This is a genomic window from Actinomyces respiraculi, from assembly GCF_014595995.2.
GTDB lineage: Bacteria > Actinomycetota > Actinomycetes > Actinomycetales > Actinomycetaceae > Actinomyces > Actinomyces respiraculi.
Genome location: NZ_CP063989.1, coordinates 574906 through 593394 on the forward strand (window position 1 = coordinate 574906; position 18489 = coordinate 593394).

The following is an 18489-nucleotide window of genomic DNA, read 5'->3' on the forward strand; positions in this document are numbered from 1 at the left end:
CCCGAAGAGCCCTTCGGGTGTGGGAGGAATCGGGCGCGTGGCGCGCTCACGACGACGGCGGTTCACGAGCAGGTGCCGGGCGTCCACTGGTCATCCTGCCGCCAGCCCCGCCGTCCCCACGCCCCCGGCGCCCGGGCGAGGGCCACAGGCAGGCTACGGTTCGGCGTATGGAACGCCTCGTACCCGCGCGACAGACCTACGACTGGGGCTCCACCACGGCCGTGCCCGAGTTCCTCGGCATCGATCCCGACGGCGAGCCCTGGGCGGAGCTGTGGTACGGCGCCCACCCGGCCGGCCCCACCCGCCTCGCTTCCGGCCCGACCCTCGCCTCACTCGTCGACTCCGCCCCCGGCCGGGTCCTGGGCGAGGACGTCGTGCGCCGCTTCGGCACCCACCTGCCCTTCCTGCTCAAAGTCATCGCCCCCGCCAAGGTCCTGTCCCTCCAGGTCCACCCCTCGCTCGCACAGGCCGCAGAGGGCTTCGAGCTCGAGAGCGAGCGCGGCGTCCCCCTCGCCTCCCCGGCACGTTCCTACAAGGACTCCAACCACAAGCCCGAGATGGTCCTGGCCCTCACCCGCTTCGAGGCGGTCACGGGATTCAGGGCCCCGCGCCGCGCCTGGGAGGTCCTGGCGGGCCTGGAGTCCCCGGTCGCCCGCCGCATGCGCCGCACCCTGCGCCTGAACCCCACCCGCTACGGCATCCGCCAGGCCTTCAGCGACATCGTCTCCGCCGACACGCGCCCCACCCCCGAGGAGCTCGGCGAGCTCGTCAAGGAGATCGCCGCCCGGCACGCGGCCGGGCTGTCGCCCTCGCCCCGCGTGGACGCCAACGCCCTGGAGATGGCCCGCTCCTTCCCCGCCGACCCGGGCATCGCCGCCTCCCTCCTGCTCAACCCGGTGACCCTCCAGCCCGGTGAGGCCCTGTTCGTCCCCGCGGGCTCGGTCCACGCCTACATCAGCGGCCTGGGCGTGGAGGTCATGGCCTCCTCGGACAACGTCCTGCGCGCGGGCCTGACGAACAAGCACATCGACGTCCCCCAGATGCTCGCCTGCGTCGACTACGTCGCCGCACCGCCGGTGCGTCCGGCACCCGAGTACCTCTCACGCGCCACGCGCGCCTACTACGCCCCCGTGGATGACTTCGAGCTGCTGGTGACCACGGTCGTCCCCGAGGACGGGCGCCTGGCCGTCGTCGGCCACGGCCCGCGCATCCTGCTGGCCACCGACGGCGACGTGGTCATCACGACGCCTGAGGGCAGTGAGACCCTGCGTCGCGGCGAAGCCGTCTTCGTCGGGGCTCACGAGCGCACGCTCACCGTCGCGGGCGCCGGGACCGTCATCCAGGCCGACGTGCCGTGATCCCCTCCTGACGCACGGCCAGCGCCGTACGATCCGCCGGGCAGGCGGCGTCGACCAACACCGCCGTCGCCCCGCCCGCCCAGGCGGACAGAATTCCGACGACGCTGCGGGCCACCGCTCCCGGCCCCGTGTCGCCGTGCACGAGCACGGCTCCGCCCGCCGCGGCTGTGGCCTGTTGCGCCGCCGCGGCCAGGGAGCCTCGCCCCAGCCGGGTGCCGTCGTCGGCCACGAGCGCCGGAGCATCCGGGCCGACGGGAAGGGCGGCGAAATGGTCCGCGTAGGTCATGACGTCGGCGACGCCGTCGAGCACGAGCGGCGGCAGCTCGCCGTCGTAACGGATCGCCAGGGAGGCGCCGGGCACGAGCACCTGCACCTCGGTGTCGGGGGACAGCAACGACGGTGCCGACGCGACCGAGACCTGCGCGGCCGGCAGGGCGTGCGCCTCGCCGACCAGCGCGGTGCCACCCGCCAGCCACGTCCCCAGGCACCAGGTGAGCGCCCGCCAGCCCACGGGCAGGGCGATGTGGACCTGCGGGCCGACGTCGGCCTCGGCGCTGAGCAGTCCGGCGCACTTGGCCGCCCACATGCCGAGCACATGCCCGGTGAGCTCGACGCGCTCATCAGGGGAGTACCACACGAGCCAGGGCCGGTCGGAGTCGCCGGGGCCGGGAAGGATCCCGAGCAACGGGTCGGGTGAGGAGGGACGCGCACCGGTCATGCGGGGATTCAACCAGAGGGCGTGCCCGCGGGGTCCTTGCGCCGACGACGCGAGCCCGTATGCTCTCTCCCGCAGGCCCGTCGGGCCAGCCGAGGCACGAGCGGCTGGTCACAAACAGGTGAGTAATCGTGCCTCCGCTTGACGCACCCGAGTGACACCCGTGTAACTTTGACTAGTAGTACCTGTCAGACGAAGGGACGCCATCGTGTGGAACATCCTCGGAGACGGTCCGCTCCAGCGGACCGACGAGGCCGACGACGAGGCGCTCATCCTCCTCTTCGGCGGTGACGACGCCGACGACGGCCCCCTGGCATGGCAGGAGCGCGCGCTGTGCGCCCAGACCGACCCCGAGGCCTTCTTCCCCGAGAAGGGCGGATCGACCCGCGAGGCCAAGCGCGTGTGCTCCACTTGCGAGGTCCGCGAAGAGTGTCTCGAGTACGCCCTCGCCCACGACGAGCGCTTCGGCATCTGGGGCGGCCTGTCCGAACGCGAGCGCCGCAAGCTCAAGCGCCGCGCCGTCTGACCCGCACCGCCCTGAGCGCAGGAGCAGTGACCACTCTGTCAGCGGGGGCCGCCCGCAGCGCAGCCGACCCTGGCACACGGACCCTGGCCGTCATCGTCTCAGCGGGGGTCACGCCATACCTGGGCCGGACCCTCACAGCCGTCGCCTCCCAGAGTCGCATCCCCGACGTCGTCCTCGTCATCGACGTCGCCTCACGAGCCAACGGCCTGGGCGACGGCACCCCCATCGAGGACGCCGTCGACCTGTCCGGTCTCGACGCCGTCAGCGACGTGCGCATCGTGCGCGCCGCCGAGGCCCCCACCTTCCTCGCCGCCGTGCGCGCCGGGCTGGCCCGCTACGGCGAGCTCATCGCCGTCGGCAACCGCCGCCGCTCCACCTCCTCCCCCACCGGGTCCCTGTCCGTCACCCGCTCGACCTCCAGCCTCGCCGCCGGCCGCTCGCGCGCGCTGACCGACGCCCTCGGCGAGGACGCCCCCCTCACCGGCCCCGACGGCGCCCGCTCACCCATCACCCGCGACGAGGCCGCCGCCACCGGCCGTGACGAGTGGCTCTGGCTCCTCCACGACGACTCCGCCCCCGCCCCCCACTGCCTGGCCGAGCTCCTGTCCGCCGCCCAGGACGCCCGCTCCGTCGCCCTCGCCGGCCCCAAGCAGGTCGGCTGGGAGGACCCGGACACCCTCCTCGAGGTCGGGCTGCGCACCACCGCCTCCGCCCGCCGCGCCAACGACATCGTCGACGGCGAGGTGGACCAGGGCCAGCACGACGACCGCAGTGACGTCCTCGCCGTCGGCACCGCCGGCGCCCTCGTGGCACGCACCGCCTGGGACACCGTCGCCGCCTGCGGCAGCGGTGTGACCGCCGACGTCGACGCCTTCGGCGACTCCCTGGCCCTGTCGCGCGCCCTGCGCCTGCAAGGCCACCGGGTCATCGTCGTCCCGACGGCGCGCCTGAGCCACCGCCGGGCCGCCTACCTCGGGCTGCGCGGCCCAGGCGTCCCCGCCCAGAGCGCGCGCACCGCCTCCCCGCGCGAGCGCCCCGCCGCCTCGGCGCCTCCTGCCGACGAGCCCCGGCCGGACACCGATCGCTCCTTCCGTGCCCGCCGCGCCGCCCAGCTGCGCTCCTGGGCCACCGCCTCGCCCGCACCGCTGCCCCTCCTGCTCGCCTGGTTCTGCGTCCTGGCCGGCGCGCGCGCCCTGTGGCGTCTGGTGGCCAAGTCCCCGGCCCTGGCCCGCGACGAGCTGGCCGCCGCCGGCCGCTGCCTGCGAGACGCCGCACGGGTGCGCCGGGACCGCCGGCGCCTCGCCGCCCTGACCACCGCGCGCCGCGACGTCCTCGCCCAGCTCTACCTGCCGGCCTCCGAGATCCGCGCCGCCCGCCGTGACCTGCGTCGCCAGGAGCGCGAGCGCGAGGCCCGCGCCGCCGCCCCCTCAGAGCTCGAGCTGCGCGAGCTCGCCGCCCTCGCCCGCCGCCGGCGCCACGCCCTGGGGCTGAGCCTGCTCCTCGTCACCGCCCTCGCCCTCGTGGGCACCTCGGGCGTGCTCGTCACCCGCGCCGTCACCGGCGGGGCGCTGGCCTCCCTCGGCGGGTGGCAGCAGACCTGGGAGGCGGCCTGGAGCACCTGGGCCGCCGCCGGCGACGGCTACCGCACCGGGGCCTCGCCCTTCCTCGCCGTCCTCGTCCCGCCCCTGCTGGCCGGCTCCTGGGTGGGCCTCGACGGCGACGCCCTCGTCCACGTCCTGCTCGTCCTGGCGCCGCCCCTGGCCGCCGCGGGTGCCTGGTTCGCGGCCGGCACCGTCACCCGGCGCACGAGCCTGCGGGCCTGGGCGGCGCTCGCGTGGGCGCTCGCCCCCGCCCTCCTGCTCGCCGTCGGGCAGGGGCGCCTCGGCCCGGTCCTCGTGCACCTGGTCCTGCCCTGGGCACTGACCGCCCTGTCGCGCGCGGTCGGGGCCGACCGCCGCGACGTCGTCCTGTCCGGCCTCGTCGGTGCCCACCACGTCTCCGAGCAGGAGAAGGCCGAGCTCGACCGCTTCGCCTCCGAGACCGTCGGCTCCCTCGCCGAGCTCGCCGACCTCGAGCACACCGCACCAAACGGGCCGGAGAACGGGGCACAGGAGGATCTCGCAGCTCAGGCCGACGATGAGGACTCGCCGGCCGCGCCCGAGCCGCAGGACGCCCCCGTACCCCCCGCCCCCGTGCGAGGCGCCCGCGCCGCGGCCGCCCGAGCCGCCGCCACCGAGGCCTACGGGCCCGGATCGCCCGCCGCCGCCGCGGCCGCGGGCCTCCTGCTCAGCCTCGTCGTGGCCGCCGTCCCCTCCACGGCCCTCGTCGTCCTGCCGGGCCTCGTCCTGCTGACCGCCTTGAGCCGGGGCTCACGCGCCCGCCTGCTGCTCACCCTCCTGCCCGTCACGGCGACCGCCGCACCCCTCCTGTGGCGCGCCGCGGAGCTCGCCCTACAGGACGGCGGCCCGGAGGCCTGGCGCGAGGGCCTGCGCTACCTGCTCACCGACTGGGGACAGCCCGTCGCCGTCCCCGCCGCCGGCGGCCTCGAGATGCTCCTCGGCGTCCCGGTGCGCCTGAGCCCCCTCCTCGCCACCCTCACCGGGTTCCCGGTCCACGACACTGTCACCGCGATCGTCGTCGCCGCACTCGCCCTCCTCCCGCTGGGCGCGCTGCTGGGGACGCTCGCCGGCGGTGCCCGCGGGCACCGGGCGCGGGCGGGCCTGCTCGCCTCCGCCGCGGGCCTCGCCCTCGCCCTCGTCGCCGCCCGCACCGTCACCGCCGTGGGCACCCAGGTGGACGCCACCGGCTCCGTCCTCGTCGCAGGCTGGGCAGGCACCGGCCTGAGCCTCATGACCGCGGGCCTGCTCGCCTCCGCCCTGGCCGGGGCCGACGCCGTCCGCACCCGGCTCCTCCACCACGCCTTCGGGTGGCACCACCTCGCCCTGGCGACCGCGAGCGCCGCCGCGCTCCTCGTCCCGGTCATCGTCGGCGGCTCCTGGGCCCTGGCCGCCCAACAGGCCTCCGCCGCCGGGCGGGCCGAGCTCGTCATGGCGCTGACGCCCTCCTGGCGGCAGGTGCCCGTCATCGCCGCCGAGATCACCGCCTCCGACACCGCCGGCCGCGTCCTGGTCCTGACCTCCACCGACGAGGGCCTGCGTGCGAGCCTGTGGCACGGCGACGGCACCGCCTACACCGACACCGCCCCCGACGTCCTCCTGGCACAGCTGCACGCACGCGCCGACGGTTGGGCGCAGCTCGAGACCCGCCCGGTCGCCCCTGCGGAGGACCTGCCCGAGGCGACGATCACCGGCAGCCACACCGACACCGCCGACGCCGACCTCCTCGCAGCCGTCGCCCGCGCCGTCTCCGGACAGGACCGTGAGGTCGCCGACGTCCTGGCCTCGCACGGCATCGCCGTCGTCCTGCTCACCGACATGCCGGGGGACGAGACGACCGCCACCGCCCGCGCCGGCCTCGACGCCACCCCCGGCCTCGAGCCCCTGGCCACGACGGCTGTCGGCACCTCCTGGAGGGTCGGCCCCACGGGCGCCGCCCAGGTCGGGGCCGTGTTCCTGCGCAGCGCCGATGGCACGAACGAGGTCCTGCCCTCCGCGGCCGGCACCGTGCGCACCCAGGTCTCCGCCGCCACCAGCGAGCGCACCCTCGTCCTGGCCGAGCGCTCGGACACCGGCTGGAGCGCCACGCTCAACGGCGCGCCCCTGGCCGCCACCGACGACACCGGCTGGAACCAGGCCTTCACCCTGCCCGCCGGCGCCTCCGGCGAGCTCGTCGTCCGGCACGCCTCCGGCCCCGCCCGCGTCCTCAGACCCGCTCTGCTCGCCGTGTGGGCGCTCACCGCGCTCGCGGCCCTACCCGTGCGCCGCAGGAGGATCCCCACATGAGCACCACCGCCCGCGCCCTGCTGCGCCGCACCGCTGCCCTCACCCTGGGACTCGCTCTCGCCGCAGCCACCGGCGCGCTCGCCTGGTGGGGCACCGTCACCCCGACCCTGCCCATGAGCCAGGTCCTGGCGGACTCCCAGGCCGCCCCGGCCGCCGACACCGTCTACGTCTGCCCCGCCGCTCCCGCGGACACCATCGGCGCCGTCGAGCTCGGGCGGACGACCTCGACGACCGCACTCACCCCCCTCGACCCCGCGGCCACCGTCACCTGGAACGGCGAGCGCCTCGCGCCCTCGACCACCGTGCTGGACGCCGCCGACGGCGGCGTCCTCATCGCCCGGCCGCGCGGCCAGGACGCCGTGTCCGTTGCCGGTGCCGTCACCACCCTCACCGCCGACGGCGACCTGCGCGGCCTGACCACCGCCGCCTGCGTGCCACCCCAGGCCACCGCCTGGATCGTCGGCGGCTCGGGCGCCCCCGGCACCTCCAGCGAGCTGCGCCTGACCAACCCCGGCACGACGACCGTCACCGCCGCCATCTCCCTGTACGGGCCGACCGGTCCGGTCGCCACCACCACCGCCAACCATGTGGCCGTGCCCGCGGGCGAGACCGTCAGCGTCCTGCTCGAGGCGGCCGCCCCGGGGCAGGGGCGCTTGGCCGTGTTCGTCGAGGCCGACGGCGGCCTCCTCGTGCCCGTGCTCGTGACCGAGACCCTGGACGGAGAGACCGCCGGCGGGGTCGATGTCCTGACCTCCGGCGCCGCCCCCGCCACCGACCTCACCATCCCGGGCGTGGCCCTCGTCGCCCCGGCAGAGCAGGGGCAGGTGGCCGACGAGAGCACGGGTGCCACCGCCTCCGACGCCCCCGTCCTGCGCATCGTCAACCCCGGCGAGAGCCCCGCGACCGTCTCCGTCAGCACCCTGGGCGCCGACGGTGAGGAGCCCCTGCGCGGTGCCACGGCCCTCGTCGTCGACCCCGGGGCCGTGTTCGACGTCGCCCTCACGGGCCTGGCGCCCGGCGACTACGGGGTGAGGATGCGCTCCGATGCCCCCGTGACCGGGGCGGTGCGCCTCGTGCGCAGCGCCGGTGAGTACCCCGCCCGCTCCGGATCCCTGGTCCACGACGTCGCCTGGATCCAGGCGCAGACCGGGGCCGCCACGCGCGCCGGCACCCTCGCCCTGCCCCATGGGCAGGCGCTGACCAGCCAGCTCGTGCTCACCAACACCGCGCCCGCCCCCGCCACCGTCACCCTGACCTCCGACGACGGCACCATCCTGCGCGAGGTGAGCATCCCCGGCTCCTCGACGCTCTCGCTGCCCGTCTCCGAGCTCGGTGAGACGGCGGACGCCCTGAGCGTCATCGGCCTGAGCGCCCCGGAGGGCACCGAGGTCGTCACCGCCCTCGTCACCACCACCCAGGTCGAGGGCGAGGCCGCGGGCACGCTCATCGGGGTGCTCACCCCGGTGACCGAGGCCTCACGTGCCTCCGCCCGGCAGGTGCTCCTGCGGTGAGCGCGTGGCGCCGGGCCTGATCGGCTCCGGCCCGGTCCTACAGGAGGTCGGGGTCGATCTCCTCGGGGCGGCGTCCCAGCATGAGGGCGAGCTGCTCGACGACGACCCGGTGCACCAGCTCGGCCAGCTCCTCATCGCCGTCGGCCCTCGAGACCACCGGCCTGCGGTAGACGACCACCCGGGCGGGCAGCCCCGCGCGCGGCTCGGCCGCGAAACCGCGGCCGAGCACGATCCCGGGCTCCCACGGCGCCGGGTCCGAGGGTGGGACATCCTCCACGGCGAACTGAACGTCCCTCACCTGCGGCACCCGGCGGGCCAGTGCGTCCGCCGTCGAGGCCACCAGCTCGTCGAAGCGCTCGGCGCGCGTGCGCCAGGCGGGCAGGTACGGGGGCAGCATCGGGCCCCTCAGCCCGCGCCCGTGACGGTCACGACGGCGCGCGGGTGCCGGCACCGGGGCGGGGGAGCGGTGCGAGGGGGAGGAGAATGTCACCATCCCAGCCTACGCAGGAGCGGGTGGCGTTGACGGCGGCACGGGGCGGCAGCGGTAGCCTGCTCGGGTGAGACGAGTCCGAAGCTGCCGCCGACCCGGGTGCGAGAACCCCGCCGTCGCCACCCTCACGAGCGTGTACGCGGACTCCACCATCGTCATCGGCCCCCTGGCCACCGAGCGGCAGCCGGAGGCCTATGACCTGTGCGCCAGGCACGTGGAGTCCTTCACGGCGCCTCGCGGCTGGCAGGTCATCCGCCTGGCGACAAGCTTCGAGCCGGCCCCGCCCAGCGATGACGACCTCACGGCCCTGGCCGACGCCGTCCGCGATGCCTCGCGCAGCCCCCGCCCGCGCCCCCAACCGGCTGAGCGTGCCGGGCGCCCCGGCGGCATCGTGCCGGCCTCGCTCACGGCCCCACAACCCCTGCCTGACCACCTCGCCGGGCTTGGCGACGGCGAGATCCTGCGGCGCGGGCACCTGCGGGTGCTGCGCGGCGAGAAGGAGGACTGACATGACCCAGACCTGCGAGACGGGTGCCTGCAACGCTTCCGACGACAGCGCGAACAACAGCGGCCTCGCCCCGGTTGTGCGCGCCCTGCTGCGCTGCCCCGTGACCGGTGAGGCGCTTGTTGACGCCGTCGGCCCCGATGGTGCTCCCGCCCTGCTGTCCCTGGGGGCCGGCCTGGCCTACCCGATGCGTGACGGCGTGCCCGTCCTGCTCTCCCACGAGGCTGAGCCCTTCACGCCCTGACAGTTCTCGTGGGCAACAACCCCAGTTCTCGTGGGCAACAACCCCAGTTCTCGCGGCGAGAACTGGGGTTAGACGCGGCGAGAACTGGGGTTAAACGCGATGAGAACTGCTCAGGAAGGGCCGGGGGCGCCGATCCCGTGGGGCAGCCGGTCCAGGGAGAGGACGCTGCGCTCCTCCGCCTGCCGGTCGCGCAGAGACAGGGCGAGCTCGCGGTCACGCCGCTCGCACAGCACCGCCGCCAGGAAGCGCTCCGGGTGCGTGCCCGCTGGAGGCTCCGGCGCCACGCGGGGCAGGACCTGCTCGACCAGCTGTGAGCCCAGGCGTGCCCTGGCCGCCGGCTGCATCGACGAGGCCCGCTGCAGGAAGGTCCGTGACGCGAGCGCCAGGTCCCCCGGCAGCGACCGGATATCCGCCTCCTGCGCCCACTGGGCCAGCTCCGGCGGCATGAGCAGCGGCGGCGCGTCCACCGACCCCGCCCGCTCGTTGACCACGTACGTGCCCGCCAGCAGATCCCCCAGCCGCTTGCCCCGGCGCGTGATGATGCACGCCGCCAGTGCCGGCAGCGCCCCGGTCAACCAGATCTCTACGACGCCCACGAGCGTGCGCACGAGGCTGTGGCGCAGGCGGATCGCACCGCCGTCGTCACGCACCACCCGGCAGCCCGTCACCAGGCGACCGGCGCTGCGTCCGCGTGAGAGAACCTCCACGGTCAACGGCACCGCCACCGTCCACAGCACGAGCAGGAGCGAGATCTGCGTGATGGCGGCGGCCGTGCTCGTCTCATCCGAGGCCCCGGGTCCCAGCGTCGCCCAGGTGATGAAGGACATGAGCAGTCCCACGGCGTAGATCGCGTAGTCGATGACGGCGCTCAGCAGGCGCACGCCCACCGTCGCCGGGACGATGTCGACGACGACGGCCTCGCCGGTCACGAGCCTGTCCGGCGTCATCATCCGCTCGGACGATGAAGCGGTCGCACTCACCATGTCACACTCCCTGTGTGGATATCGATGCCTTCAGCGCTGCTCGCCGCGACCAGTGGGACCGGCTCGACGAGCTGACCCGCAGACGCCAGCTCACCGGGTCGCAGGCGGACGAGCTCGTCGCCCTCTATCGGGGTGCGGCCCGGGACCTGTCGCGTGCACGCACCCAGGCGCCGGACCCGCAGGTGCTCGCCGAGCTCTCGCGACTCGTTGTTGCCGCCCGTGCCCGGGTGACCGGCACGCGGGAGGTGCGTGCCTCGGACCTGCGCCGCTACCTCGCCCAGACGGTGCCGGCGGCCCTGTACCGCCTGCGCTGGTGGACCCTCGGGGTGACCCTGGCCGAGCTCGCCATCGCCGTCGTCGTGGCCGTCTGGACCCTGCACAGCCCCCAGGCCATGAGCGCCCTGGGCAGCCCCAGCGAGTTGAGCGCCTACGCCAATGACGCCTTCGAGTCCTACTACTCCACCTACGCGCCCAGCGAGTTCGCCAGCCAGGTGTGGACCAACAATGCGCGCATCGCGGTGCTCTGCGTCGCCGGCGGCATCACCGGGGTCCTGCCCGCCTACGTGATGTGGGCCAACGCCGTCTCCCTGGGACAGGCGGCGGCGATCATGGTCGACCACGACCTCCTGGGGCTGTTCTTCGCCCTCATCAGCCCGCACGGTCTGCTCGAGCTGACCTGCGTGTTCATTGCCGGGGCCGCGGGCCTCAAGCTCTTCTGGACGATGCTGGTGCCCGGCCCCAGGCCGCGCGCCGTCGCCCTGGCAGAGGAGGGCCGGGCGCTGATCGCCGTCGCCGTCGGCATGACCGGGGCGCTGGCGGTTGCGGGTGTCATCGAGGCCTTCGTGACCCCGGCGCCGGTGCCCTGGAGCCTGAAGATCACCGTGGGTGTGCTCGCCCTCGTGGTCCTGTGGACCTACACGCTCGTGGTCGGCGGGCGCGCGGTGCGTTCGGGCGTCACGGGGGACCTTGACGAGGAGGAGGCCGGTGCCGTCGCCGTCGCGGTCGGCTGAACGGCCTGTGCTTCCCGACGACGCGGGGTCCGTGCCGCCTGTGCCGCCCGTCGGCGTGGGGCCCGTGCCGCCTGTGCCGCCCGTCGGCGTGGGGCCCGCCGACGCCGGTCCCATCTGGCACCCGGTCACAGGCGCCCCGCCCGCTTGAGCTCGAGGTAGGTGTCCGCCACGCGCGGCGCCAGGCGACCCGGCACCGCCTCGACGACCTCCACGCCCGCCCTCCGCAGCCGCTCGCGCACCGCCGCCAGCTCGAGCAGGTCACGCTCGGCGGCCGCGGCCGTGTAGACGCTGTCGGCGTCGGCACGCGCACGGCGCAGGGCCTCGACGTCGGGATCCGTCACCGAGGCGAGCAGCACGGTGTGCTCACGCGCCAGGGTGGTGATCGCCCGCGTCATCACGGCGTCCGCCGAGGAGCCGTCCAGCCCCGTGAGGATGACGACGAGCGCCCGCTGGCTCAGGCGCTGCTCCACCACCCGCCCCACCAGGGCCCAGTCGGTCTCCGTCACGGCAGCCTCCACCGGCGCCAACGCGTCCGCCAGGGCGCTGATGAGCCCGGGCCCGGCCACACCGCTGACCTGCGCCCGCAGGCGCTCATCGACGGCGACCGCATCCACCCGGTCCCCGGCGTGCGAGGCGAGCGCGGCCAGCAGCAGGGCCGCCTCAACCTCGGTGTCCAGGCGCGGTGCACCCCCCACCCGGGCTGCCGACATGCGGCCGGTGTCCACCACGAGCAGCACGCGCCGGTCCCGCTCGGGCCTCCAGGTGCGCACGACGACGTCGCCGCGCCTGGCCGTTGAGCGCCAGTCGATGGAGCGCACGTCATCACCGACGACGTACTCGCGCAGCGAGTCGAACTCCGTGCCCGCGCCGCGCACCATGACGGCACTGCGCCCGTCCATCTCACGCAGGCGGGCCAGGCGGCTGGGCAGGTGGCGCCGGGAGGTGAAGGGCGGCAGGACCCTCAGACGTGCGGGCACCGCCATGCTCATCTGGCGGCCGGCCAGGCCCAGGGGCCCGCTGGAACGCACGGTGACGAGGTCCGCCACACGCTCACCGCGACGGGTGGGGCGCAGCGTGGTCTGGGTGCGCTTGCGCTGTCCGGGGCGCAGTGTGAACGCCGAGCGCTCCCCGCCGGCGCCGGCGGACGGGGGCCATGCGTCGCGCACGAGCAGCCTCATGGTGCGCGAGGAGGTGGAGGTCACGGACAGGCGCGTCGTCGTCTCCTCGCCCAGGCGGACGGTGCGCGGGGTCAGACGCTCCAGGTGCAGGGCGCGGGGGGAGGGCGCGGCCAGGACGTCGATGGCGATGAGGATCGCGACGATGGCGCCCCAGGTCAGGACGGTCAGGGGCCTGGGGACGAGCAGGACGAGGAGGAGGCCGACACCGGTCAGCCAGGCGCTGCGGCTTGTGAGGTACACCGGGTCTCTCCTTTCCGGGCTCAGGGGCGGCGAGGGGCGGCGAGTAGGTGGGGGCGGGCCGCCGGGGGCGGGCTGTGCTCAGCGGGGCACGGTCACCGAGCGCAGGACGCCCGAGATGACGGCCTCGGTGGTCACACCCTCCATCTGCGCCTCCGCGCGCAGGGCCACACGGTGACGCAGGGTCGGCACGGCCAGGGCCTTGACGTCGTCGGGGGTGACGAAGGAGCGTCCCGCCAGCCACGCCCAGGCGCGGGCCGCCGCCAGCAGGGCGGTGGCGCCACGGGGCGAGACGCCCAGGGACACGCTCGGGTGGTTGCGGGTGGCGCGCACGAGGTCGACGACGTAGGCCAGCAGCTCCGGGGACGCCCCCACGGTCCGCACCTCCTCGCGGGCGGCGGCGAGGTCCTCGGCACTGGCCACCGCGGACAGCCCCGCCGCGGCCAGGTCCCGGGGGTTGAAGCCCGAGCTGTGACGGGTGAGGACCTCGATCTCCTCGCCGCGATCGGGCAGAGGCAGGACGAGCTTGAGCAGGAAGCGGTCGAGCTGGGCCTCGGGAAGCGGGTAGGTGCCCTCGTACTCCACGGGGTTCTGGGTGGCGATGACCATGAAGGGGGAGGGCAGGGGGCGCGGGACGCCGTCGCCGGAGACCTGGTGCTCCTCCATCGCCTCCAGCAGGGCCGCCTGCGTCTTGGGCGGCGTGCGGTTGATCTCGTCGGCCAGCAGGAGGTTGGTGAAGACCGGGCCCTGGCGGAAGGAGAACTCGGTGGTGCGGGCGTCGTAGACGAGGGAGCCGGTGACGTCACCGGGCATGAGGTCCGGGGTGAACTGCACGCGCTTGGTGTCAATGTCCAGTGCCTGAGCCAGGGAGCGCACGAGGAGCGTCTTGGCGACGCCGGGGACGCCCTCGAGCAGGACGTGCCCGCCCACGAGCATCGCGATGACGAGGCCGGTGACGGCCGCGTCCTGGCCGACGACGGCCTTGGCGACCTCGCTGCGCACGGCGACGAGCCGCTCGCGGGGGTCCCCGGAGGGGGTGGTGGTCTCGGTGGTGCTCATCGTGAGGTGACCTCGCTCTCGAGATGGTCGAGTTGGACGGCCAGGTCCGCCAGGGACCGGTCGTCGGAAGGGACGGGGCCGTACAGGAGCTCCTGGACGGCCGGGGCTGATTGGGAGGTGGCGCGTGCGAGCGCGTCGGTGAGCAGCGCGCCGTCGGCGGACGGAGACAGGCCCAGGCGCCGACCCAGGCGCAGGGCGGTGCCCGCGCGCAGGGCGGTGGCGGCACGCTGGCGGTCACCGGCCCGGCGGTACAGGCGCCCGCGGCCCCGAGTGGTCTCGGTGGCCCGCACGAGGACGGGCAGGTCCTCCTGGGCGAGGCGGCCCATGCGGCGTCCGCGCACGACGGCCAGGACGGCGACGATGATGATGGCCTGGAAGAGGAGGGGCGCCAGCCAGGGAGGCAGGGCGACACTGTTCCACACGGTGGTGTGAGTCGTCAGCCGGGAGCCGTCGACCCACAGGAGCTGCTCGTGGTGGCCCAGGGCGCGTATGGCCAGGGCGGCGTGCCCGGCGGTGGCGATCCGGCCGTTGGTGAGCAGGGTCGTGTCAGAGATCAGGCGCAGGGTGGCGCCGCCAGGGCGCTCGATGACCGCGTAGGCGTAATCGGATCCCCCCTCGGAGACGGGGAAGCACCCGATGGCCTCAGTCCCCGTCGGAAGGACGAGTGTGCCCCGGGTGCCGTCGATGCTGCCGGCGGCCGCCGCGTCCGCATCCGCGCACCGGGCCTGAAGCACCGTGCCCTTGGGGGCGCTAATGCCGGCGGGCACCGGTAGCTCGCCCTCGTCGTCGAGCAGACCGGACAGATCCTGGTAGAGGGTGCCGACGACGGTGATGTCCGCCCCCAGCGAGGCCAGCGTGCGGCGCTCCTCCTTGCTGAGGTGGGAGGCGTTGAGCAGGGCGATGGTGGTGCCCGGCCCGGCCTGGCTGACGACCTCGGCCATGGACGTGGGCGAGGCGGTGCCCACACCCTCGTCGCGCAGGAGTGCGCCCAGGGCCATGGCGCCGTCGCCCTTGGGGTTGTCCAGCGCGTAGGGGGTGGTGGAGGTCTGGGGGGAGGTCAGCAGGCTCGTGGCGACGGCGACCGCGGCCAGCAGCGCCAGGGACAGCAGCAGCGGCCGCCAGGAGCGCAGGCGCCGGGCCCATGAGGGGGCCTCGACCGGGGCGCTCACAGGAACTCCCCCCGGCCACCCACGGTGGCCTGCGGTGCCGACGAGCGGGGCGCGGCCGAGGCGACGCGCTCGGCCAGCAGACGCATCCACTCATCCTGCTGCCCGGTGGACAGCACGCGCCCGTACCTGACCGCGTCGAAGAGGACGGCGGCCTGGTGGAGGCTGGCGTGCAGTCCCTGGTCGTCCACCAGGGCATGGGACGCGAGGGTGCCCGCCTCCTGCGCGGTCATGCCGGGATAGTCCTCGACGAGGGCGCGCTCGTCCAGGGATCGGATGATGGCACGGAAGCGGTCGACGACGGCGGCGGCCCAGTCCTGGCGGGCGGCAGCGGCGTCGGCGTCACGGGTGAGCGCGTCGGCGTCGCGGTCATCGCCCTCGAAGAGGACCTGGCTGCTCACGCGGGCGCGCCGTCCGAGCGTCACGCGCCTGAGCAGCAGGAGCGCGACGGCCAGCAGGACGACGGCCGCGACGACGACGATGAGCACGGACAGCCAGGCCGGTGCCCCAGGGACCACCCGGGAGGGGTCGATGTGCTCCTGGATCCATGTCCATAGCCGTGCCCACAGGCTCAGCCGCTCCTGGTAGACCGGTCGGCTGAGCTCGCGCTGCGCCGACTCACGCGCCTCCTCGGCGTCGGGGGTGGCGGGCACACCCGCGCCCAGGAGGGCGGTCAGGACGATGGGCGTCAGCATGCGAGGAGGTCGACCGGGGTCACAGGGTGTCTGCGGCCTGGCGGAGCTCGACGTCGAGGCCCTCCTGGCGCATGCGCAGGTCGATGTAGATCAGGGCCGTCACCGCTGCGGAGAAGGGCAGGATGAGTGCGCCCAGGAGGGAGCCGATGAAGGTGGACACGGCATCGAGGGCGGGCATGATGCCCCCCGATGTGACGGACAGGACGCCGGCCACGGCACCGGTGACGCCCGACAGGACTCCGGTGACGAGCACGGTGATGATGCCGGCCAGGAGCAAGGCGCCGAGCACGTGCCAGAAGTAGCTGCGGGTCAGGACCCAGGAGCGCTTGATGCCCTCGATGACGCCGACGTTCTCCAGGACGAGGGTGGCCGACGACAGAGACAGGCGCACACTCAGGAAAGTGCCCAGGATGATGCCGATGACGGCGAGGACGAGGATACCGATGACTGCGATTGCCACCATGGCCCCCGAGGGCTCGTCGCCGTTGAGCACGGGCACGAGGGTGATGCCGAAGAGGACCAGCCCCACGAGCGCGATGACGACCGAGGCCGCACCGACGATGAGGCTCACGAGGATGCTCTGGCCGATGAGGGCCCACACCCGTCCCTTCGTGCGCTGCCACACCTCGCCGGGGCTGGCCACACGACCCAGCACTGAGCGCGAGACCGCGACGATGAGCAGTCCCGTGAGGATGGTCGAGGCGAGAGCCGTCAGCGCCGCTGTCAGCATTGAGGAGCCCAAGGTGCTCAGACTGTCGAGCGCGAGCGACATGGCCTGGTCCTCAGTAAGGAAGGCGCTGTCACCTGTGGACTCGAGGGAGGAGTACAAGCCCCGAGTGGTGAAGAAGGTGGGGATCGCTGAGATCAGGCCGATGATCGACATCACCACGATCGAGGGCACGAACATTGCCTTGGGGTTGGCGCGCAGGGACTCGAAGGCGCCGCCGATGATCTCGGTGATGCTCAGGGGCCGCAGGGGGATGATGCCGGGCTTGGGGGCCACGAAGAAGCTGGGCGGCGCCTGGTGCGCGGCGCCCGGGTACGCAGGGTAGGTGGGGGGGACGCCGACCTGCGGGTCGGCGGGCCCGTAGGAGGGGGAGGAGGTGGAGGGCTGCCCGGCGGGGGGTGTGCCATAGGCACCGAAGCGCGGCTCGGCCGGAGCGGTGCCCGAGTCCTCAGGACCGGAGGGGGACTGCCAAGGGGTGTCGCTGCTCATGGCTTCATGCTGGCACGCCCGCCTCGGGCGCGGCATCCGCCTTCAGGAGGATCGGCGCGGGGCGGGCGTCGTCGGAGCGCAAGAGCCTGCGGGGTGGTGGCCCTGGCGGTGACCTGGGCGGTGCCCGGGATCTGAGACATGAGACGACGGTGTGTCAAAATAGAGGCATGAGCGCTGTCGTCCTGGTCATAGATGACGACATCGCCCTGACCGAGATAATCGGCCAGATGGTTGAGCGCGAGGGCTACACGCTGTGCTCCTGCGCTGACGGCTCTCGCGCCCTGGACGTCCTGCGCTCCGTCCAGCCGGACCTCGTGTTACTCGACGTCGCGCTGCCCGGGATCGACGGGCTGGAGCTGTGCCGACGTCTGCGCCTGGAGTCGGACGTGCCCATCATCGTGGTCTCCGACCGGGGACAGACCCACGACGTCGTCGCGGCTCTCGAGGCCGGGGCCGACGACTACGTGACCAAGCCCTTCAAGCCCAAGGAGCTGCTCGCCCGGATCCGGGTGCGTCTGCGCCGCCACCGGGCCGTTGAGGCGCAGCACGTGCACGTCGGCGACCTTGACATCGACGTCACTGGTCACGAGGTGCGTCGCGGCGACCACCTCATCACCCTCACGCCCCTCGAGTTCTCCCTCCTGGCGACCCTGGCCCGCGCCCCCTGGAAGGTCTTCACCCGCGACGAGCTCCTGGAGCGGGTCTGGGGCTACCAGCACGCCGTCGACACTCGCCTGGTCAACGTCCACGTCCAGCGCCTGCGCGCCAAGATCGAGCGCGATCCCGAGCACCCCGCGATCGTGCTCACCGTGCGCGGCGTCGGCTACCGGGCGGGCGGGGCCCGCTGAGTGCCACTCACCCGGGTTCTGCCCGACGACGACGTGTCCCGGCCCCGCCCTGGTGGGCAGGACCGGGACACGTACCGGGTGAGTCGGTCAGTGAGGGGCCGGCGTCACAGGACCTGGGCGTCGAGGCGGATGACACCGTAGGTCCAGCCGTGACGGTGGTAGACCGCGCACGGCTGCTTCGTCGACTTCTCGATGAAGAGGTAGAACGGGTGGCCGACGAGTTCCATCTGGTACAGGGCCTCGTCCACGGTCATCGGCACGGCCTCGTGCAGCTTCTGGCGCACGATCACGGGGGAGTCGCCGAGCTGGGACTCGACGGCGACGCCGTGCTGCGTGGGTGCTGAGGGGGAGTCCTCGATGGGGGCGTCGCCGGTGTCCGGCAGGAGCACCTCCTCCTCCACGACGGCCTCGACCGGCTCGTTGACCTCCACGCTGTAGCGGCGGTGGTCCTTCTTGCGGTCGCGTGCGCGGCGAAGGCGCTCGGTGAGTTTGCCCATGGCGATGTCGAAGGCGGCGAAGCGATCGGAGGAGGAGGCCTCGGCCCGGATGATCGGGCCCTTGGAGACGACTGTGATCTCGACGCGCTCGGCGGTGTCCGCCTGGCGCGGGTTGCGCTCGTGGGTCACCTCGACCTCGATGCGCTGGACACGGGGGTCGAATTGCTCGACCTTGGTGGCCTTCTCCTCAACGTAGTCCCGCAGACGCGAGCTGATCTCAGCGTTTCGGCCGACGACGGTGATGTCCATGGTGGAACCTCTTTCTAGGCTCAGGGCGGCCCCTGGGGGCCGGGCTGGAAGGCACCCGCCGCACCTCACGGCGGGCTCTGGTTGGTCAGTGACCACCTCC

Annotated in this window: 17 protein-coding genes; 8 read left to right on the forward strand and 9 right to left on the reverse strand. The window is 74.0% G+C overall.

The window, feature by feature from the left end:
* The first annotated feature begins 167 nt into the window (after positions 1–167).
* Positions 168–1358, forward strand: a complete 1191-nt coding sequence (manA, locus tag ID810_RS02380; RefSeq protein ID WP_166856210.1) for a mannose-6-phosphate isomerase, class I — start codon at positions 168–170, stop codon at positions 1356–1358.
* Here manA and ID810_RS02385 read toward each other — a convergent pair.
* The gene (locus tag ID810_RS02385; RefSeq protein ID WP_166856208.1) at positions 1336–2076 is read right to left on the reverse strand and encodes a TIGR03089 family protein; all 741 of its coding nucleotides are present in this window, start codon (positions 2074–2076) and stop codon (positions 1336–1338) included. The two genes, manA and ID810_RS02385, sit on opposite strands and share 23 nt — an antisense overlap.
* A 268-nt stretch (positions 2077–2344) precedes the next feature.
* Between ID810_RS02385 and ID810_RS02390 the strand changes: the two genes are divergently transcribed.
* The 3 genes from ID810_RS02390 to ID810_RS02400 are packed head-to-tail and all read left to right on the forward strand — an operon-like array spanning position 2345 to position 8012.
* Positions 2345–2599 carry a WhiB family transcriptional regulator gene (locus ID810_RS02390; RefSeq protein WP_279586936.1) on the forward strand — a complete coding sequence of 85 codons (255 nt, stop codon included), beginning with the start codon at positions 2345–2347 and terminating at the stop codon, positions 2597–2599.
* Between the two features lie 26 nt (positions 2600–2625).
* On the forward strand, positions 2626–6501 hold the full coding sequence (locus ID810_RS02395) for a glycosyltransferase (RefSeq protein ID WP_166856203.1): 3876 nt from the start codon (positions 2626–2628) through the stop codon (positions 6499–6501).
* The gene (locus ID810_RS02400) at positions 6498–8012 is read left to right on the forward strand and encodes a DUF5719 family protein (RefSeq protein WP_166856201.1); all 1515 of its coding nucleotides are present in this window, start codon (positions 6498–6500) and stop codon (positions 8010–8012) included. The genes ID810_RS02395 and ID810_RS02400 overlap by 4 nt, the downstream gene beginning before the upstream one ends.
* 37 nt (positions 8013–8049) lie before the next feature.
* On the opposite strand, the gene ID810_RS02405 is transcribed toward ID810_RS02400, so the two are convergent.
* Positions 8050–8502, reverse strand: coding sequence for a metallopeptidase family protein (locus ID810_RS02405; RefSeq protein ID WP_235931556.1), 453 nt, complete (start codon positions 8500–8502; stop codon positions 8050–8052).
* A 67-nt stretch (positions 8503–8569) separates the two neighbouring features.
* On the opposite strand from ID810_RS02405, the gene ID810_RS02410 reads away from it, so the two are divergent.
* Complete coding sequence (locus ID810_RS02410; RefSeq protein ID WP_166856197.1) at positions 8570–9010, forward strand: DUF3499 domain-containing protein; 441 nt, start codon at positions 8570–8572, stop codon at positions 9008–9010.
* A gap of 1 nt (position 9011) precedes the next feature.
* On the forward strand, positions 9012–9251 hold the full coding sequence (locus tag ID810_RS02415) for a Trm112 family protein (protein WP_166856195.1): 240 nt from the start codon (positions 9012–9014) through the stop codon (positions 9249–9251).
* A 110-nt stretch (positions 9252–9361) separates the two neighbouring features.
* Here the strand turns inward: ID810_RS02415 and ID810_RS02420 are convergent, their stop codons facing one another.
* Positions 9362–10234, reverse strand: a complete 873-nt coding sequence (locus ID810_RS02420) for an RDD family protein (protein ID WP_166856193.1) — start codon at positions 10232–10234, stop codon at positions 9362–9364.
* 14 nt (positions 10235–10248) lie between these two features.
* Here ID810_RS02420 and ID810_RS02425 point away from each other — a divergent pair, with 14 nt between their 5' ends.
* Entirely contained in the window at positions 10249–11244 is a 996-nt protein-coding gene (locus tag ID810_RS02425) for a stage II sporulation protein M (RefSeq protein WP_166856190.1), read from the forward strand.
* Positions 11245–11369: 125 nt separating this feature from the next.
* On the opposite strand, the gene ID810_RS02430 is transcribed toward ID810_RS02425, so the two are convergent.
* The 5 genes from ID810_RS02430 to ID810_RS02450 all read right to left on the reverse strand — a co-directional run bounded on the left by ID810_RS02430 (position 11370) and on the right by ID810_RS02450 (position 16795).
* A complete protein-coding gene (locus ID810_RS02430) occupies positions 11370–12662 on the reverse strand; it encodes a DUF58 domain-containing protein (RefSeq protein WP_166856188.1) in 1293 nt (430 codons plus the stop codon).
* Between the two features lie 78 nt (positions 12663–12740).
* Complete coding sequence (locus ID810_RS02435; protein ID WP_166856186.1) at positions 12741–13718, reverse strand: AAA family ATPase; 978 nt, start codon at positions 13716–13718, stop codon at positions 12741–12743.
* On the reverse strand, positions 13715–14887 hold the full coding sequence (locus ID810_RS02440) for a DUF4350 domain-containing protein (RefSeq protein WP_188232561.1): 1173 nt from the start codon (positions 14885–14887) through the stop codon (positions 13715–13717). The genes ID810_RS02435 and ID810_RS02440 overlap by 4 nt, the downstream gene beginning before the upstream one ends.
* Positions 14884–15579 (reverse strand): DUF4129 domain-containing protein, encoded by a 696-nt coding sequence (locus tag ID810_RS02445; RefSeq protein WP_166856184.1) that lies wholly within the window; start codon positions 15577–15579, stop codon positions 14884–14886. The genes ID810_RS02440 and ID810_RS02445 overlap by 4 nt, the downstream gene beginning before the upstream one ends.
* Before the next feature lie 19 nt (positions 15580–15598).
* On the reverse strand, positions 15599–16795 hold the full coding sequence (locus ID810_RS02450; RefSeq protein ID WP_166856182.1) for a DUF7847 domain-containing protein: 1197 nt from the start codon (positions 16793–16795) through the stop codon (positions 15599–15601).
* A 167-nt stretch (positions 16796–16962) separates the two neighbouring features.
* Between ID810_RS02450 and mtrA the strand changes: the two genes are divergently transcribed.
* Positions 16963–17643: an MtrAB system response regulator MtrA gene (mtrA, locus tag ID810_RS02455; RefSeq protein WP_166856180.1), complete on the forward strand. Its 681-nt coding sequence runs from the start codon at positions 16963–16965 to the stop codon at positions 17641–17643.
* Between the two features lie 104 nt (positions 17644–17747).
* On the opposite strand, the gene hpf is transcribed toward mtrA, so the two are convergent.
* On the reverse strand, positions 17748–18389 hold the full coding sequence (hpf, locus tag ID810_RS02460) for a ribosome hibernation-promoting factor, HPF/YfiA family (RefSeq protein ID WP_166856178.1): 642 nt from the start codon (positions 18387–18389) through the stop codon (positions 17748–17750).
* Positions 18390–18489: the final 100 nt, after the last annotated feature.

What these genes read in the sequence shown, in the direction of transcription:
- manA (WP_166856210.1), top strand. Translation starts at nt 168, where the DNA reads ATGGAACGCCTCGTACCCGCGCGACAGACCTACGACTGGGGCTCCACC.
- ID810_RS02385 (WP_166856208.1), bottom strand. Translation starts at nt 2,076, where the DNA reads ATGACCGGTGCGCGTCCCTCCTCACCCGACCCGTTGCTCGGGATCCTT.
- ID810_RS02400 (WP_166856201.1), top strand. Translation starts at nt 6,498, where the DNA reads ATGAGCACCACCGCCCGCGCCCTGCTGCGCCGCACCGCTGCCCTCACC.
- ID810_RS02415 (WP_166856195.1), top strand. Translation starts at nt 9,012, where the DNA reads ATGACCCAGACCTGCGAGACGGGTGCCTGCAACGCTTCCGACGACAGC.
- ID810_RS02420 (WP_166856193.1), bottom strand. Translation starts at nt 10,234, where the DNA reads ATGGTGAGTGCGACCGCTTCATCGTCCGAGCGGATGATGACGCCGGAC.
- ID810_RS02435 (WP_166856186.1), bottom strand. Translation starts at nt 13,718, where the DNA reads ATGAGCACCACCGAGACCACCACCCCCTCCGGGGACCCCCGCGAGCGG.
- ID810_RS02445 (WP_166856184.1), bottom strand. Translation starts at nt 15,579, where the DNA reads ATGCTGACGCCCATCGTCCTGACCGCCCTCCTGGGCGCGGGTGTGCCC.
- ID810_RS02450 (WP_166856182.1), bottom strand. Translation starts at nt 16,795, where the DNA reads ATGAGCAGCGACACCCCTTGGCAGTCCCCCTCCGGTCCTGAGGACTCG.
- mtrA (WP_166856180.1), top strand. Translation starts at nt 16,963, where the DNA reads ATGAGCGCTGTCGTCCTGGTCATAGATGACGACATCGCCCTGACCGAG.
- hpf (WP_166856178.1), bottom strand. Translation starts at nt 18,389, where the DNA reads ATGGACATCACCGTCGTCGGCCGAAACGCTGAGATCAGCTCGCGTCTG.